We start from the raw sequence: 18,909 nt of genomic DNA, 5'->3' as shown, positions 1-18,909 counted from the left end.
ATGGCAAAAACTACGCTACTCGCATTACAAGGGCTTTCATGCTCCCACTGTGTTAACAGTGTAAAAAAAGCACTTGATGCTCGCAATGATATAGAACAGTCATATGTGACTATTCAATACGCTAAAATTGACAGTGATGCAACTGCTGAAAGTTTAATCAAAACAATTGAAGACGCAGGTTATGAAGCTAAAATTGCAACACAACCTGATATAAAATTAAGCCTAAGTGGCCTTAACTGCATGAAGTGTGTCGGTAAAACCGAAAAAGCATTATTAGCCATTGAAGGTGTTGTCGCCGTTAATGTAACAAAAGAGTCAGCTGAAATTTTTGGTGACGCGGCTGCGGATACTTTAATTGCAGCGATTACTGCTGAAGGTTTTCAAGCAAACTTAGCACCAACTGACAACATAGTTCATCTAACACTATCTGGTTTAAATTGTGGTCATTGTGTCGGCTCAGTCAAAAAAGCACTTGAAGCGACAACAGGCGTTGATAGTGCTGAAGTTGAATTAACACACGCAAAAGTAACGGGTTCTGCAACCGCTGAAACCTTAATTACCGCTGTTACAGAGGCTGGTTACGAAGCACAACTAGCGCGTACTGATTTCCCAAAAACTGAGCCGCTGACGCAAACGCATGCACAACTGGAAGCATCGTCAGCGGCTGTTTGTGATATTCCAGTCGAGAATGCTGATATTGATAATGGCGCTGAAATCAATACTGACAATGACAACAGTGTTCAGCTTTTAATTGATGGTATGACCTGTGCAAGTTGCGTAAACAAGGTTCACAACGCATTACAATCCGTTGATGGCGTTGAAAATGTGCGTGTAAACCTTGCTGAACGTAGCGCATTAGTGACAGGTGAAATCGATCATGATGCACTTGTGTCTGCCATCGAAAAAGCCGGTTATGGTGCTGAAATTATCCAAGACGATATAAAACGCAGAGAACGTCAGCAAGAAGTTGCTGTTGCCAATATGAAACGTTTTCGCTGGCAAGCCGCATTAGCGTTAATTGTCGGTATTCCTGTGATGGTTTGGGGAATGATCGGCGATAATATGATGCTTACTGAAGCTAACCACAGCATTTGGTTAGGCATTGGCATTACAACATTGTTTGTAATGGTTGTTGCAGGGGGACATTTTTATCGTAGCGCATGGCAGAGCTTAAAAAATCGTAGTGCCACAATGGATACCTTAGTGGCATTAGGAACGGGTGCCGCATGGCTCTATTCCATTACCGTAAATTTATGGCCTGAAATTTTTCCAGCTCAAGCGCGTCACCTCTATTATGAAGCCAGTGCAATGATCATCGGTTTAATCAATCTGGGTCATATGCTTGAACAAAGAGCGCGTCAGCGTTCATCTAAAGCATTAGAGCGACTATTAGATTTAACGCCTCCAACAGCAAGAGTTATCACTGAAAACGGTGAAGTTGAAATGCCATTGGCTGATGTTAAACAAGGAATGACATTACGTTTAGCAACAGGTGATAAAGTACCCGTTGATGGTGAAATTATCCAAGGTGAAGTGTGGATGGATGAAGCGATGTTGACAGGCGAGCCCATTCCACAACAAAAAGCAGTGGGTGACACTATTCATGCAGGAACAACAGTTCAAGATGGCTCTGTATTATTTAAAGCAGCAGCAGTGGGAAGTAAAACAACACTTGCTCGTATTATTAAATTAGTTCGCCAAGCACAAAGTAGTAAACCTGAAATGGGACAGCTAGCAGATAAAATATCAAGTGTGTTTGTCCCCATTGTCGTAGCTATTGCTCTTATTGCTGGTGCTATTTGGTATTTCTTTGGCCCATCGCCGCAAATTACCTATGCCTTAGTAATTATCACAACTGTTCTTATCATCGCTTGTCCTTGTGCTTTAGGTTTGGCAACACCTATGTCGATTATTTCAGGTGTCGGTCGTGCGGCTGAATATGGCGTGTTAGTTCGTGATGCCGATGCACTACAACAAGCAAGTATGCTAGATACTTTAGTGTTTGATAAAACAGGGACTCTGACAGAAGGCATGCCTCAAGCTACTGATATTCATACTTTTAATCAAGTAGATGAAACTCAAGCACTGGCATTGGCTGCCTCTTTGGAAAATGGTTCTAATCACCCATTAGCTAAAGCTATTTTAACGCGAGCTAAAGGAATTGATTTACCTGAAGTAAACAAGTTTCGCACATTAGCTGGCATGGGGTTAAGTGGTGAAATTAATGGTAAAACAGTACTTTTAGGTAATCCTAAATTGATGGTTGAATCAGGTATTGATATTAGTGAAGTTAATTCATTGATTGATTCTCAAGCCGCCAAAGGTGTTACGCCTGTTTTATTAGCGCAAAACGGTAAAATTGCGGCATTACTTTCTATTCGCGATCCACTCAGAGAAGATACTGTAAGTGCATTACAACGTTTACATCATCAAGGTTATCGACTTGTGATGTTAACGGGAGATAACCCAATTACAGCAAATGCAATTGCAAAAGAAGCCGGTATTGATCAGGTTATTGCGGGTGTGATGCCAGAAGGTAAAGCACAAGCTATTACTGACCTTCAAGCTGAAGGTCGTCGTGTTGCAATGATCGGGGATGGTATTAACGATGCCCCTGCATTAGCCAAAGCTGATGTCGGTATTGCAATGGGTGGTGGTAGTGATATCGCTATTGAAACAGCAGCTATCACGTTAATGCGTCATAGTTTACATGGTGTTGCTGATGCCGTTGAAATTTCAAAAGGCACACTGCGTAATATGAAGCAAAATCTATTTGGTGCTTTTATTTACAATAGTTTAGGTATTCCCATTGCAGCAGGTATTTTATACCCATTCACGGGAACATTATTAAACCCAGTAGTTGCAGGTGCAGCAATGGCCTTATCCTCAATTACTGTAGTTAGCAATGCAAACCGCTTATTGCGTTTTAAACCTAAGCAATAACACTTAATCACTGTTCACAACATTAAAACCTCTTTTATCTTCAGATAAAGGAGGTTTTTTATTACCTTATTTCTAATTTTTACTTATGATTATGAATATTTTCAAAAGGTTAAAAAAAAAGCCGATATTACTATCGGCCAGTCAAAGAGGAATTTCTCATTATACAAGAGAGTCATCACTCCGCCCTCTTAACGCTAGAATAGCAATATCTTATAAATATTTCATTAAGATTTATTGGTTATCTTATAAGTTATTTTTTTAATAAAAGCATATTGGTAATTAATTATATTTACGCTCATTTAAAAAAAGATTGAAAAAAAACAAAATAAAAAATATATTTAAAAATCAAAAAGGAATTAAACACAGTATATAAAGGAGCTTTAAATGAAGGATATTAAAAGAAATACAATTACTATTTTATTATTTTCAATAATATATTCACAAGGGTCAATTGCTAATAATTACACTACAAATTCACCTTCAGAAATAACTGGAGATAATAACTCTGAACCTAGTATTATAAAATCAAATAATAAAATAGCCATTCCACAAAAAATGCTAAGAAACAAAGACACTGATGATTTTATTAAATATATTGAGAAGGGGGTTGAACATCAAGAAGAAAATATGATCCGTAAAGTAATTTCTAATAGATATGTTTCATTTGATATTGATAAAAATAATAATCTTACACTCTATCTAACTGAAGAAATAACAAATCGTATAGACAACCATTTAAAATTGACACATCCTGGATATAATGCAGCCTTCTCTAATTTTTATTCACATATAATAGATCACCAAGATGAGGAGATAAAAAAATCTATTATAAAACACTTATCAAGCATATCTAAAAAAAATCAATTAGTATTAGATAATAAGATTACAGAAGCTATAAAAAACAACAATACAAATCAATTATATATTAAAGTAAAAAAGAATGACATGCTTTTATCTGAATCACTTCTATTAAATGAAAAAATAGATAAAATCCATTTAACTCCAGAAGAAAGAATTATTTATGATAAATATTTAAAAAATGAAATTGATAACACCAACCTTATAACTCTAGGTAGTTACATCATGAATAATAATGTCGAAATAAAAACAAATGAAATAATTGACACCTTAGAATCAGGTAAAGAAAACATAGAAAATAACACACATAGCATTGAGGAAAATCAATCATCCATCTCCATCAACAAATCAAATATTGTAGAAAACACATTAAAAGCAGACCAAGCATTAGGTGAAAATATTATCCAAGATTTAGCAATAGAAGAAAATAAAAAGTTAATAAATTCAAACAGTGACGGAATAAAAAGGAATAAAATAGACATTAGTGATAATAATGAAAAAATCAAAACTAATACAGATGAAATAGAAAAGAACAAACATCATATTAGTCATTTAGAATTTGAATATCTAGAAAATCTAAATATAAAAGAATTTGGTGAAAAAAATATTAAAGATCACTTTGGTAAATTATATATAGAAAATTCAATTGCTAGAGATGATATAAATAAACTTGATAGCAAATTTAAACACTTTAAACATGAAACTAATAATCGCTTTTATAAAGTTGAAAAACGTGCCAATCAAGGTATTGCATCTGTTGCAGCAATGAGTAATTTGCCTTTTACTGACACAGCAACATTCAGCACAGCTATTGGTATTGGTAATTATCGTAATGCCACCGCCCTTGCTTGGGGGATGCAATATCGTGTCAATGAAAATATTAAAGTAAGAGCCTCTACTGCGTGGAATGACTCAAATAATTTTGTTTCAGCTGGGGGGATTGGGATCAGCTGGTAATATTAACGCAATAAAGTAAACAAAGTGAAAGCTAAGTAAATACTTAGTTTTCACTGTTTCATTACATTAAAAATCCGTTATGCTGAGCTTAGTGATCGACACTTAAAGGAGCATATCAAATGGCGGGTATTTTTCAGAAACTTAAAGAATGGATCAATATAAAACAAGCTTCTCATTATCCTTACCCTGCTGTTGATATTACACTACCTAATAATATCTCTTTACACCTTGTTGGCAGTATCCATATGGGCGTGCCCACAATGTCACCACTTTCTAATGCGCTACTCAACGAAATAAAAAATGCAAATGCTATTATTGTTGAAGCCGATATTTCCACAGACGTACAACCTTTTGATCAAGCATCTCTTTTTAGAAAGTCGCTAGAAACACGCTTAAATAACTCTCTTTTTTCTCAAGTCACATGTCACTGTGAAGATCTCGCCCTCTCACTTTATCAACTTGAGAATAAACCACTTTGGCAAATTGCATTGATTTTACAATCTACCCAAGCAATGCAACTTGGATTGCAACCGCAATACGGCATTGATTACCAGGTCATTCAATATGCTAATGAGCACAAAAAAAACATTATAGAACTTGAAGGTATTGAGGATCAGGTCGCATTATTATTGAATTTCCCTGATGATGGTCAGCAATTACTCGAAGATACACTAAAAAATTGGCACGATAATGCACGTACATTGCAAATCATGATCAATTGGTGGTTAAATTATAATGGTCAAGAAAAACAACCGCCTTTACCGAATACCTTTAGTAAAGCTGTATTTGATATTTTAATGGAAAGCCGTAACCAAAAATGGGTAAGCATATTATCAAAATTACCGGCTGGACGTTATGTGGTAACTGTAGGAGCTCTTCATTTATTTGGTGAAGAGAATCTGATTGATTTACTAACACATCAATCATAAAAACATTATGATTAGGAATAACTATGACTCCCGCTGTCAATTTACTGGAAAAACAAAAAATTAAATTTACTCTTCATCCTTATGAACATGATGCGAATGTGCATAATTTTGGTGATGAAGCCGTTGAAAAATTAGGTTTAGATAATCGCCAAGTATTTAAAACACTGTTGGTTGCTTTAAATAGTGATGCTAAAAATCTTGCTGTTGCAGTAACACCAGTTTCTGGTCAGTTAGATTTAAAACTGGTTGCTAAGTGCTTTAAAGCCAAAAAAGCTGATATGGCAGATCCACAAATTGCACAAAAGGTCACGGGTTATTTAGTGGGTGGAATAAGCCCATTAGGTCAGAAAAAACGCCTACCAACAGTGATTGATGAACAAGCACTTGAATTTGACACTATCTTCGTTTCTGGTGGTAAACGAGGCTTAGACATTGAGTTATCTGCAAAAGATTTAGGTGTTGTGTTAAGTGCACAATTTGCACTTATTCGTAAAGAGTCATAATTATGAATGATTTTTTATTTTAAGGCTTATCCTCAAAATAAGAAATTAACGTGATTAAGGCCAAAGATAAAAGGCGACATAAAATGTCGCCTTTTATCTATATAAGTATTATTGATAAAACTTATTTTTTATAAACAATTTCGCCTTTAGGTTCGAAATCTGCGGCTTTCAATGGAGAGTGCGCTTCGATATAACCTTTTAAGACTTCAGCATCAACAAACCCTGTATTAACATAGCCCGGATGAGTATCAATCTTAGGATAACCATCACCACCAATGCCGTTAAAGTTTAGTGTTGCCATACGGTAAGATTTTGTTTTATCCAATGGCTTGCCTGCAATTTTAACATCGCTAACTTTACAGTCTGTATCTACTGTTAAGCTAACATTGTAGAATTGAGCATAAGCGCCAGAGTCAACTTTCATACATGCAACTGCTGACAAATAAGGCTCGACTTCTTCACCTTTAAAATCAACATAAACCAGTTCGTTAGCAAAAGGTTGAACTTTTAATACGTCTTTATAAGTGATATCACCAGATTCAATTGAATCACGCACACCACCACCACTCATAATGGCAAAGTCTGCGTTCGCACGTTCAGCTTGAGCGGATAATAATAGACGCGCCATATTGGTCTGAACAAAGCGAACTTTACTACGATCACCTTCTAATTTACCAACAACTTCACCCACTTTAATATTCAGTTGCTCACCCCCTTTTTCTTGGTAAGGTGTCAGCAATTTCATCATTTCAGGGTTATGAGGAATTTCTTCTGTATAGTAAACAAGCTCGGTTGTACCGTCGTCTTTCTTCACTTTTTGATTTAAGTTGATTGGAATTAATTGGTAATGCTTTAACGTGAATTCACCATTACGGAATTCGAAATCTGCACGACCAACATATTTACCCCATTCATGAGCCTGAACAATCCATGTACCATTTTGATTATCAGGCGCACAAGGCGTTCCTGGTACATAATCAGCTTGTTTGTAGTTTTTGTTCTCTTGAGACATACAAACAGGATCTTGTGAGTGACCGCCCACAATCATATCAAGGTAGCCTTTTGGTAAGGCACGCGCCATTTCCACATCACCCGGTGCGTTAGAACCGTGATTACCATTATCATAGTGACCCATATGGGTTGCAGCGATAATAATGTCTGGCTTTTCTGTTGTACGCAGTTCTTCTACAACTTTTTTAGCCTCATCAGAAGGTTTGCGGAATTCTGTATCAGGGAAATTTGCTGGGTTACCAATACGCACAGTATCATCAGTCGTTAAGCCTAATACGGCAATTTTTACACCTTGCTTATCAAAAATAGTGTAAGGCTTGAATAAACGTTCACCCGTACTTTTTTGATAAATATTCGCAGATAAAAATGGGAATGTTGCCCATTTTTCTTGTTGGCGCAAAACATCTAATGGATTATCGAATTCATGATTACCCAGAGCCATTGCATCATAGCCCACAAGATTCATCCCTTTAAAATCAGGCTCGGCATCTTGTAAATCAGATTCTGGAACACCCGTATTGATATCACCACCTGATAACAACAGTACGCTACCGCCTTTTTTAGCAACTTCATCACGAATGTTATCAACAACCGTTTTTTGTGCAGCTAAACCATATTCTCCACGATCGTTATGCCAAAAATGGCCATGGTGATCATTGGTATGCAAAATGGTAATTTCGTAGGTTTTATCCTTTTCCCATGCCTGAGACAACGCCGGCGCCATAGCTAAAGAAACGGTCAAAGCGCATGCTGATAATTTAAAAGATAAGCTCATGGTATATCCCCATGTATATTATTTATTGAGAAAGTTCTGCCATGTATCTACAGTAGAAAAAGAAGACAGAAGTTAAATACTTTTGCTGTATTTTATGATGTAGGTTATATAATTTTTTTATTATTTCATTGATCCGATAGTTTTTTTGAGACATGAATCAAACTCTATTTCTCACAAAAGCACTCAACTCCAAATAGATGTAAAGTAGACTAATAAAAATAGAAATAATTTACCAAAATGTAATATAAAAAAAGAAAGTAAATACCCGTTGATTCTCTCTTACTAAGTTGCTGGCGATTGTAGTGCTATTACTAATTAGCCGTCGGTATAAAATTCAGCAAGACACTCAGAAAAAACAACCCTATGCACTAAATAGGAAAGCAATATTTACATGTAAGACTCATTGGTGTGATTTTTGCTTCAGCATTTTCTGCTATCTTAATTTATGCTCAATAGTTAGTTTTAGGTGAGAAGAGTATGATTCCAGAGCGTTTCTTCGGAGTTGCTTTTAGGATGAATGAAATGAGTGCTGAGGCCTTAGGATATATTATGGATCAGAATAGTATTGAATATGTCTATCATATCTTAGCCTATCTCCCACTATTAGGTGTTTTTATCACTCTTCTTACTAATATTGGGTCGATAAAGCTGAATAACTTGTTATCACCTCTGTTACCAAAATGAACTGAAAACAGAGTATTTCTTACTTCAAAAGGTAAGACTAATTAAAATAACATAGAAAAGTGCATTTGCATTAAAAAACTCAATAAACTTGCTATTTTTATAAATAATCGATAATTTTTAGCGAATTTATTGCATGAATACGTTAAACTATCAGCCTGCTATATTACTCGCCCCTCGATACATGTAGTTTTATAAAAAGAAGGAGAATTGATGCCGCATTCAACACCTCTCATTACCACCATTGTTGGTGGATTAGCACTTGCTTATATTTTAGGCATGATCGCTCAACGGCTAAAAATTTCACCTTTAGTAGGATATCTTGCTGCAGGCGTACTCGCTGGCCCATTTACTCCCGGCTTTGTTGCTGATACCTCTCTCGCTCCTGAACTCGCTGAAATTGGCGTTATTCTGCTAATGTTTGGCGTAGGTTTACACTTTTCATTAAAAGATCTAATGGCAGTAAAAGCCATCGCTATTCCGGGTGCTATTGCTCAAATTGCAGTAGCAACACTATTAGGATTAGGATTATCAGCATTTTTTGGCTGGGGTTTATTTAGTGGCATTGTATTCGGTTTATGTCTATCAACAGCAAGTACCGTTGTACTTTTACGCGCACTTGAAGAAAGAGGCCTGATTGATAGCCAACGAGGTCAAATTGCTATTGGTTGGTTGATTGTTGAAGACTTAGCTATGGTGTTAGCTCTTGTACTACTCCCTGCTATTGCCAATATGCTGGAAAGTAGCGATCAAACCAATGTTTCTCAACTGATGATCAATTTAGGCATCACTATCGGTAAAGTCGTTGCCTTTATCTTAATCATGATGATTGTTGGTCGTAAACTTATTCCTTGGATTTTAGCCAAAACCGCAGCAACAGGCTCTCGTGAGTTATTTACATTGAGTGTACTCGCCCTTGCTTTAGGTATCGCTTATGGTGCTGTAACTTTATTTGATGCTTCCTTCGCATTAGGGGCATTCTTTGCCGGTATGGTGCTTAACGAGTCTGAATTAAGCCACAGAGCGGCTCAAGATACTTTACCACTGAGAGATGCTTTCGCAGTTCTGTTCTTTGTGTCTGTCGGTATGTTGTTTGACCCAATGGTATTAATTGAACATCCTCTCGGCATCTTAGCAACGCTGGCTATCATTATTATTGGTAAATCAGTAGCTGCATTACTCCTTGTACGAATGTTTGGACATTCCCGACGTACTGCCTTAACCATTTCAGTCAGCCTTGCGCAAATTGGTGAGTTTGCCTTTATTCTTGCGGGCCTCGGTGTGGCACTAAACGTTTTGGAACCAGATGCTCGTAATCTGGTGTTAGCTGGTGCTTTAGTCTCTATTATGCTAAACCCAGTGCTGTTCTCTTTATTAGACCGTTATCTGGCAAAAACAGAAACCAAAGAAGAAGTAGAACAACTACAACAAGAAGAGCTAGAAGAAGAGATGCCCGTCCCTGTTGATATTTGTGGTCACGCTATTATCGTCGGTTATGGTCGCGCGGGAAGTATGCTTGCTGAAAAATTATTAGCTCAATCTATCCCATTAGTTATTATCGAAAATAGCCGTAACAAATTCGCTGAATTAAAAGAAAAAAGTTTAAACACAGTGCTGGGTAATGCATCAACCAAAGAGTCACTTGCTTTAGCCCGTATTGATTGTGCTAAATCTTTATTACTGACGATACCTAATGGTTATGAAGCAGCTGATATCGCCGAAACAGCAAGAAGTATGAACCCTGATTTAAATATCATTGTTCGTGCTCATTTTGACGATATTATCGTGCGTGCTAACTATGATGAAGAAGCTTCTTTTATCCTTGAGAAAGGTGCAAATCACGTCGTTATCGATGAAGATCAAACGGCATCTGCCATGGCGGATATGCTAATTAAAGAAGTCGAATTTGGTTGTGCTATTGATGATACACCTGAAAATGGTCAACAAATCATTGCACCTAGTGCAGCGCAATAACTCAGCATGGTGGCTTAAAGTTCACTAAGTTTACTTGCTAATAACCCCTTAAGTCATTTATTACTTGAGGGGTTATTTTTAATAACGGGAATAAAAGAGTAAAGCACATTAATAATACTTATTCTTTATAGGCTGGATAATCTGTATATCCTTTAGCATCCCCCCCATAAAGAGAAGTATGATCAACATTATTTAATTGCCAATTATGCGCAATACGTTCGGGTAAATCAGGATTAGCAATAAAAGGACGGCCAAATGCAATCATATCAGCCAAACCCTCTTTAATAAGTTTTATTGCACGTTCTGCTGTATAGCGCCCAGCATAAAAAATAGCACCACTAAAAATTTGACGGATATCTTTACGAAAATCTATCGGCATTTCAGGCGCATTATCCCAATCAGCTTCTGCGATTGACAGATAAGCAACATGACTATCTTCTAAAATTTTTACCGCTTCGATGTACGTTTCACGAGGATCATCCTCAACAATTCCCAGATAAACCCGCTCCTCTTTTGTACTTGAAAACAGAGGAGAAAAACGAACACCTAAATTTTCTGAGCCAATCTCTTTCGATACGGTTTCAACAATTTCTTTTAAAAAACGCAGACGATTTTTGAGTGATCCACCATATTCATCATCACGATTATTACTTTGTGATGAAATAAATTGATTCACTAAATAACCATTAGCGCTGTGAATTTCAACGCCATCAAAACCCGCATCCATTGCATTACGTGCAGCTTGCGCATAAAGCTGAACCACTTGTTTTACTTCGTCTGTCGTTAGCGCTCTTGGGATTGAAGGATCAACCAAAGCACCTTGGTGTGGCGCTGTTTCGATAAAGACCTTAACACCCTTAGCTGGTATATCAGAAGCACTGATAGGCGCATCACCGTGAGGTTGTAACGAAGTGTGTGATACACGTCCTACATGCCAAAGCTGAGCAAAAATAACACTGCCTTTATCATGTACTGCTTGTGTTATTTTTTTCCAGCCTTCAATTTGTTCTGGACTATAAATACCTGGAGTCCAAGCATATCCTTGACCTCTTGGCTCAATTTGTGTCCCTTCTGTGACCATTAGTCCCGCACCTGCTCGTTGAGCATAATAAGTAGCCATCAGTTCATTAGGAATATTGCCAGGTTGAGAGCTTCTTGAACGTGTTAATGGCGGTAAAACTATTCTATTTCTTAATTGATGACGTCCCAATTTTACGGGCTCAAATAAAAGACTATTTTTCATCTGTAACCACTCCTTTAAAAAGTATGTTTGAATGTTAGCCCCACCTTTAAATGACCTCAATGACATATATACAATGATTTAGGACATCGTGGTAAGATGAAAAGAAGAAATTAACAAACGAGCGCCTTGAGGTGACACATGTTAAAAATAGGATTAATTGTTTATCCCCATTTCCAATCCTTTAGCCTTTCAGTGGCGAGTGTTTTTGAATATGCAAATTTACTCTCGCAACAAAAATTATATGATTTCCAAGTCTATTCAGATCAAGGCGGGTTGATCCATGCATCCTACGGCATTACCGTTGACAGTGCCCCCTTACTTCCTACATCTGACTATGACACACTGATAATCTCAGGAGATTACCGCGCAGGCTTTGGCTCTGATACGCTAATATCAATACTAAAAGATATTAGTGTGAATACACGCCGAATGGCTTCTGTTTGCTCTGGTGCTTTTTTATTAGCAAAAGCAGGTTTACTGAAAAATAAGCGAGTAACTACCCACTGGTTACATGCAAAAAAATTTAGGCAAGATTTTCCTGATGTAATTTTAGAAGAAGATAAAATTTTTATTATTGATGACAACATCTGGACATCTGCGGGTATGTCTGCAGGTATTGATCTCGCCTTAGCAATGGTTGAAAACGACTTTGGGCAGGAGTTAGCTCGAAATATTGCGAGAAAATTAGTGTTATATCATCGCCGAGGAAGTGCACAATCCCAATTTTCAGCACTACTTGATCTTGATGCAAAAACCGATCGGATACAAAAAACACTCGCTTACGCAAAAGAAAATATCAATGGCGATCTCTCTGTTGAAACCCTTGCTCAAATTGCTAATCTCAGCCCAAGGCAATTTAGCCGTATATTTAAAAGTGAAACAGGACAATCACCCGCAAAAGCCATTGAGCAATTACGCGTTGAAGAAGCGAGAATGAGAATAGAGACCACAATGAATTCATTAGAAATTATCGCGAGAGAGACAGGTTTTGGTGATAGAGAACGTATGCGACAAGCTTTTTTAAGAGCTTTTGATCAATCACCACAAACTATCCAACGTATCTTTCATCAATAATAGCTAGCTAGTCCTAAAAAGTGTCAACCTTATTTAGGACGAATTCAGACGTTATAAAAAAGCCACTCCTTGAAATGAACTGACCCCAGTTTATTGGACAGTTTTAATTAAGGTATGGCTTTTATCATTTCTTTCAGTACGGCTATTTATCTTTATTACCAGCGATAACCGACACCAAAGGTATAATTGGTATTACTTGAATCCGCTTTATCACCTTTTGTCTTTTCTTTCACAATATTGGCATTAAGATTAATACTATCAGTGACATTATACATAAGACCAATTCGCGCATTTAAATCAAGGCTAACATCGTTATCAAAACTACGACCAATACGACCTTTGGTATAAGCAGTTACTTTTTTAGCAAAAAGATGTTGGTTATAATCCCAACCTAAAGCACCTTGTAAGTAATTAGCATCCCCATCATAACGGTATTTTAAGTTTTGATAACTTAATAAAGTAGTAAAAGATAATGAGCTTAATTCATCATCCCATACTTGCCAACCTGGGCCCGTACCAACTCCTGCCTTTTCTTTAATATCCTCAACCCAGTCATGTTGGTAACTGACATAACCACGCCAGAAAAATGAAGGTGTTATAAAGCGGTCAAGATCATAACCTAAATTATAGTAATAAGTACTTACATTACTATCATCTTTATTACGTAACATCGCACCAGTAAAATTTTGACGCCATATATCATTAGCAATATTGAGATTCCCATCTACCGAGTATTTCTCATTAGTAGAAGAGCCTTTATTATAAGAAGCTCCTGCATTTAAGCTTCCTGTTATTTTATTATCTATCGATACTGCACTTAATTTATTATCTACTTTATCTTTACTTAAGACTAAAGAGTCATTAATTGGCACTCTTTCTTTATTATTATCGGTTATTAATGTAATTTCCCCCTCAGATGAACTCTCAATTGAATTTATTGATGTCCACTTTGAAAAGGTTGCATTTTTTATTAACGATGGTGTATTTACCGTAAAAGATTTGACATTATCAAGGTTAATCCTTATTTCACCAGCATAATCTGTTTTCACAAGGATTCTATTACTGTCAATAATAGAAATAGTGCCCGATATTTCATCACCATTCTTTAAATATATATTATCAGCACATGCTCCAGCAGAAAATAAAACTAAAAATAAAAAACTTATACTCTTGTGCATCTATATTCCCCTTTATTTAAGTCTTTATAACTGTAGTCAGGGATATAAAAATACACAAGATAACTAACCTATATAATTGATTAATTACTCTTGTGTATTGAAATAGTCTTAATAAGATGAATTATTAAGACAAATTATAAAGTAATGTATTATAGCGTGTTGATAGATGTATTTAACGCTCCCAATAAGCTTCTTCTAAGCTGTCTTCTTTTTCAGGCAAGCCACGTGTTAAGCGCGGAGAATGCTGACTTAGCACTTGATAACTCACTCGGTTAGCATATTTACAGACTTGTGCTAACGATGAATAAGTTAAATAAGTGCGAGGATGCTTACTTGAATTTGGCACATTGATGCGATGATAGCTATTCGCTGTAATATCATGCAGTAATGCTGATAATGCCGCATCACCCGCACCATTCGTATTCATGATTTTTTCAGGGCCACCCATATAAGGTTCAATATGAGAATAGACTTTCTCTGGCTCTTCACAATCTTTACGACGCATTGCACGACTAAATTCATAACGATTAAATTCAGCAATAGCACCGGGTAATAAAGGATGTGAGGTTTGGCGCTTAAAGTTGTGTTCTGTATAACCGCCCATATAAAGCCCAGCAGGCCCTGCAGTACACAACACTAAATCAACCCATTCTAAAGCAGCATCGGAAGCTAACAGAGGATCAGCATGTCCTGTTAATTCAAAAGCTTCATCTTCGTTCATTGCGACAACAGAAACATGCTCTTTTAAGAAATCACGCCACCATTGTGGATCATCTGCAATAACATATTTTGTACCCAGCGTAAGAACCACAGGTACATCATATTTTTTCGCATACTCAATCGCTTTCATGGTTGCTAACGGCATCGGTTCACCCGGTTTACAGCGAACTAAGTAAGCCGTTAATACCAACGCAGAAGCTTCTGCAATCACCTCTTCCGGAATACTTTCTGGTTTAAGTTGGTTCATTTGACCAGGGCTAATCGCAAATGTACGTTCGCCATTTTCCGTGATCAGCGTAAAACAGCGACCAATTGCACCATCAACACCTTGGAGGTAATTAAGATCAGTACGGCTAGATGTGTTACATAAATAACGATAAGCATAGCTACCAATCTGAATGTTATTACACATAGTACCTAATAACACAGAACGATCATCAGCTAATACAGAGTAGTTATGTAGCGTATTACCAATCGTACCGCCAGCAAATTCGTGTGTTATCAGATTATTGTCTGTTAATTCACGATAAAGTGCCTCTGCGACATCATCTTCAATAACAAGAGAGTGTCCCTGACTCAAGTTATAACGGGTAATAAATGCCTCATCAACTTTCGCTTCGATATCCACCAGTGTTTGGTCAATGCCGACAATATAAGCGCGCGAAGATTCACTCTCCGTCATATTGATGATGGGTTGTAATAGAGGATCTCGTAAACTAACGGGAAAATAGTGTTTGGATTTTCGTTTGCCAGGGAATTTCATTGTGAACGATGCTACACAGCTAAAAAAGATGCGCAATGTTAACACAATATTATGGGAGAGACAGTAGGTGTACGTCAGTACACCTACTTATTTAAAGATATTTTTATGCGGTTTTACGACGGCTTCTTGCCATATAGCTCAGTAAAACACCCATAACAGACAGAATGAAACCAACAAAAGCGGCGCCAACTAAAATCAGAGCGCGTTTAGGCGCATCTTTTTTAGTCGGTTCGTAAGGCTTCAACATATATTTGAAGGGTACAAATTGAAGCTCATCTAATTTCACTTTTTCTAACTGCTTCATGTTATATAAACGGTTTTTCAGATCAGAGCTTACTGTGGTTGGATCAGTGATAGCTTCTGTGATCGCCAATTTACTACTTAATGCATCAGAACCCATGGCAATAGAATAATCAGGGTCATCTTTAATTTGTGCACCTTCACTGGAAATTGGTTTTTTAACCCCAGCGGCATTTGCGATTTCTAACGCATATTTTAAGCGTTGCACATTTACATTACGCGCATTAGCGATACGCTCTAAATCCATTTCATAAGCTTTTTTCGCAAAACTTAATTTACGCTCAATTTGATCATCAATTTCGTCTTTTACTTCCATTCGTACTTTGGTAGAAATAAAACGAATATAACCAGAAAGCAAATCGTAAGCTTCTTCAGGCGTTGGGGCGGTAAAGCTTAAATTAATTTCCCCACTAAATTCTTCATCACTATTCTTGCTATCCGATGATTTTAAATTAATATCTTTCGTTACGATATTTTCAATTAATCTACGCTTATCCAATGGCGTTGGTTCTTCCATTTTTGCCAGTAAGCTTTTGTAGTAGTCAGTGCTAACTAAATATTCTTCACGTAAAACACGAGAGTTATAGTTATTAATAAACTTTTGATAAACAGATGAACCATTCACACCAGTATCAACATCCACTAAGCTAAGCTCAGTCAATGTTGCTCTTAATTGCTTCATTTCATCCAGCATTGGCTTGGTAATTGCAGCTTGGCTAGTCCATTTTTGTGGTAAAAAGCTTGCAACAGTAAAGCCAACGATAGCAAATAATAACGTGATACCAATAATGACAAACTTTGATTTATAAATAACAGAAAATAATTCAAAAAGATCGATTTCATCATTCTGTTTTAGATAGAAATCGTCAAAGTGTCCTTTATCAATTTCTGAAGATTGTGGTTTTGAAAGCTTACTATTCATTTTCCTGCCTAAATTTATGTAATGCAGTGTCCGTTTATCAGCACTTTTAGTGATTTCCACTAAAAGACTTAAAAAATGAGAAAAGATAAGTTTATATATAACTGAAATATGATCAAATTAATATATCATCAAATCCGATAATTTTATTTATCGAATTCAGTAATTATTTTTTGCATACCTCTCGGATCATCGCTTCTAGCAAGTCAATATGCTCAGGTTCAGCATTTAACGCCGGAATATATTCGTACTGTTTGCCACCACCATGAATAAAGAACTCTCGGTTCTGTTCATTAATTTCTTCTAATGTTTCCAAACAATCAGATGAAAATCCTGGGCATACAACCTGCACATGTTCAACCCCTTCACTTCCCAGCTTTTCCATCGTTTTATCTGTATAAGGTGATAGCCAAGGTTCACGACCAAAGCGTGATTGAAATGTCAACATAACCTGTTCTTTAGGATAACCTAACTGCTCTTCTAATTGTGCTTTTAGTTTTTCGGTTGTGAGACAACACTCATCATAATAAATATCCCCCGTTTTGATAAAACGCTCCGGAATACCGTGGAAAGAGAGAATTAAACGATCAGGTTTACCATATTGCTGAAAGCTTTTCTCAATAGAGGTGACAAGTGCTTTGATATAAAGCGGATGTGTAGGATAACTACGAATAAAGTGAAGAGAGGGTATTGTACGCATGTCTTTAAAAATTCGGCTGACACCATCAAATACCGCAGCAGAAGTCGAGCAAGAGTATTGAGGATAAAGTGGTAACAAAATAATGTTCTCAACACCTTGTTGTAATAGCTTTTCAACCCCTTCATTTAGGGATGGATTACCGTAACACATCCCTAACTCCACGGGAATATTAGATAATCGCTGCGCAACAGCACGTTGTTGCGCTCGGCTATAAACTAAAAGAGGAGACCCCTCATCCATCCAAATCTGTTGATATAACTTAGCTACTTTAGGTGAACGAAACGGTAATATCACCCCTTGTAATATTGGTTTCCAAATCAAAGGAGAAACATCAACAACACGAGGATCGCTAAGAAATTGTGCTAAATAACGTCGAACAGCCCCCGTTGTCGGCGCATCAGGTGTGCCAAGATTAACCAAAAGAACACCATACTTAGCATCATTCATACTATGACTCCTTAGAGTTATTTTATTAGGATAACCAAAGTGTAGAAGAATAAAGGAAAATAATAGATTGTGCTTGTCAATTTATTGGATCGGACTTTTTACCTTTTCCTAGAGATAAAAAAAATCCCGGCTCAACCGGGATTAATCATCACAATGACAAATTAGCCAAGGATACTTTTCAGTTCAGCGTTAATTTCGCTTACTTTTTGTGTACCATCAACTTTGAAGTATTTCGCATTGCTTGCTTTAGCTTCATTTTGATAATAAGAAACTAACGGTGCTGTTTGAGTATGGTATTCAACTAAACGTTTACGAACGGTTTCTTCTTGGTCATCTTTACGTGTTGTTAATTCTTCACCCGTCACATCATCACGATTTTCCACTTTAGGTGGATTAAATTTCACATGATAAACACGACCTGATGGTGCGTGAACACGACGACCAATGATACGCTCAACAATGATGTCATCAGGTACAGCAAATTCCAGTACGAAATCCACATTGATACCTGCTTCTTTCATTGCATCAGCTTGTGGAATTGTTCTTGGGAACCCATCCAACAAGAAACCATTACGGCAATCGTCTTGTTTGATGCGCTCTTTAACTAACGCAATAACTAATTCATCTGTAACTAACTGGCCATTGTCCATCAGTGCTTTTGCTTTCAGTCCTAGTTCTGAACCTGAACTTACTGCCGCACGTAACATATCACCAGTTGAAATCTGTGGGATACCATAGTTTTCTTTAATGAATTGAGCCTGAGTGCCTTTACCAGCGCCTGGAGCGCCTAGCAGAATGATACGCATCGCGTAAATCCCCTTGCATTTAATTTTTTATATTTAAACTCGAAAACGCATTACCATACCATTTTGTGAGGTCATCGCTCAAGAAATCACGGTAGCGATTGCATTTTATTTTTATCGAAAAAGAAAAA

General features: G+C 36.9%; 14 protein-coding genes. 7 read left to right on the top strand and 7 right to left on the bottom strand.

What is annotated here, in order from left to right; all coding sequences use genetic code 11:
- The 4 genes from copA (at position 1) to ybaK (ending at position 6,190) form a co-directional block, all read left to right on the top strand.
- A complete protein-coding gene (gene copA / locus GWI59_RS05160; RefSeq protein ID WP_161724159.1) occupies positions 1-2,943 on the top strand; it encodes a copper-exporting P-type ATPase CopA in 2,943 nt (980 codons plus the stop codon).
- Positions 2,944-3,327: 384 nt separating this feature from the next.
- Positions 3,328-4,758, top strand: coding sequence for a YadA C-terminal domain-containing protein (locus tag GWI59_RS05155; protein WP_161724157.1), 1,431 nt, complete (start codon positions 3,328-3,330; stop codon positions 4,756-4,758).
- 119 nt (positions 4,759-4,877) lie between these two features.
- Positions 4,878-5,687 carry a TraB/GumN family protein gene (locus tag GWI59_RS05150; protein ID WP_161724155.1) on the top strand — a complete coding sequence of 270 codons (810 nt, stop codon included), beginning with the start codon at positions 4,878-4,880 and terminating at the stop codon, positions 5,685-5,687.
- 23 nt (positions 5,688-5,710) lie between these two features.
- Positions 5,711-6,190 carry a Cys-tRNA(Pro)/Cys-tRNA(Cys) deacylase YbaK gene (gene ybaK / locus GWI59_RS05145; RefSeq protein WP_161724153.1) on the top strand — a complete coding sequence of 160 codons (480 nt, stop codon included), beginning with the start codon at positions 5,711-5,713 and terminating at the stop codon, positions 6,188-6,190.
- A gap of 121 nt (positions 6,191-6,311) precedes the next feature.
- On the opposite strand, the gene ushA is transcribed toward ybaK, so the two are convergent.
- Positions 6,312-7,976: a bifunctional UDP-sugar hydrolase/5'-nucleotidase UshA gene (gene ushA, locus GWI59_RS05140; RefSeq protein WP_109848342.1), complete on the bottom strand. Its 1,665-nt coding sequence runs from the start codon at positions 7,974-7,976 to the stop codon at positions 6,312-6,314.
- A 477-nt stretch (positions 7,977-8,453) separates the two neighbouring features.
- Between ushA and GWI59_RS05135 the strand changes: the two genes are divergently transcribed.
- Together GWI59_RS05135 and ybaL are read left to right on the top strand one after the other, a co-directional pair.
- The gene (locus tag GWI59_RS05135) at positions 8,454-8,660 is read left to right on the top strand and encodes a hypothetical protein (protein ID WP_006534009.1); all 207 of its coding nucleotides are present in this window, start codon (positions 8,454-8,456) and stop codon (positions 8,658-8,660) included.
- 210 nt (positions 8,661-8,870) lie between these two features.
- On the top strand, positions 8,871-10,631 hold the full coding sequence (ybaL, locus tag GWI59_RS05130) for a YbaL family putative K(+) efflux transporter (RefSeq protein ID WP_072065107.1): 1,761 nt from the start codon (positions 8,871-8,873) through the stop codon (positions 10,629-10,631).
- A 118-nt stretch (positions 10,632-10,749) separates the two neighbouring features.
- On the opposite strand, the gene GWI59_RS05125 is transcribed toward ybaL, so the two are convergent.
- Positions 10,750-11,874, bottom strand: coding sequence for an alkene reductase (locus tag GWI59_RS05125; protein ID WP_161724151.1), 1,125 nt, complete (start codon positions 11,872-11,874; stop codon positions 10,750-10,752).
- 138 nt (positions 11,875-12,012) lie between these two features.
- On the opposite strand from GWI59_RS05125, the gene GWI59_RS05120 reads away from it, so the two are divergent.
- Positions 12,013-12,948, top strand: coding sequence for a GlxA family transcriptional regulator (locus GWI59_RS05120; RefSeq protein ID WP_161724149.1), 936 nt, complete (start codon positions 12,013-12,015; stop codon positions 12,946-12,948).
- A 155-nt stretch (positions 12,949-13,103) separates the two neighbouring features.
- Here the strand turns inward: GWI59_RS05120 and GWI59_RS05115 are convergent, their stop codons facing one another.
- From GWI59_RS05115 to adk, 5 genes are all read right to left on the bottom strand, one after another.
- On the bottom strand, positions 13,104-14,126 hold the full coding sequence (locus tag GWI59_RS05115) for a DUF481 domain-containing protein (RefSeq protein WP_109848345.1): 1,023 nt from the start codon (positions 14,124-14,126) through the stop codon (positions 13,104-13,106).
- Positions 14,127-14,298: 172 nt separating this feature from the next.
- On the bottom strand, positions 14,299-15,609 hold the full coding sequence (locus GWI59_RS05110; RefSeq protein WP_109400182.1) for an inosine/guanosine kinase: 1,311 nt from the start codon (positions 15,607-15,609) through the stop codon (positions 14,299-14,301).
- Positions 15,610-15,712: 103 nt separating this feature from the next.
- A complete protein-coding gene (gene wzz(fepE) / locus GWI59_RS05105) occupies positions 15,713-16,831 on the bottom strand; it encodes an LPS O-antigen length regulator Wzz(fepE) (protein WP_072065109.1) in 1,119 nt (372 codons plus the stop codon).
- A 163-nt stretch (positions 16,832-16,994) separates the two neighbouring features.
- On the bottom strand, positions 16,995-17,975 hold the full coding sequence (hemH, locus tag GWI59_RS05100) for a ferrochelatase (protein ID WP_109848346.1): 981 nt from the start codon (positions 17,973-17,975) through the stop codon (positions 16,995-16,997).
- Positions 17,976-18,136: 161 nt separating this feature from the next.
- Positions 18,137-18,781 carry an adenylate kinase gene (adk, locus tag GWI59_RS05095; RefSeq protein ID WP_006534026.1) on the bottom strand — a complete coding sequence of 215 codons (645 nt, stop codon included), beginning with the start codon at positions 18,779-18,781 and terminating at the stop codon, positions 18,137-18,139.
- Positions 18,782-18,909 lie beyond the last annotated feature (128 nt).

Source organism: Proteus sp. G2673 (assembly GCF_009915125.1).
Classification (GTDB): Bacteria; Pseudomonadota; Gammaproteobacteria; order Enterobacterales; family Enterobacteriaceae; genus Proteus; species Proteus penneri.
Note: the sequence above shows the minus strand (reverse complement) of the source record. Positions and strands in the feature narration are given on the sequence as shown.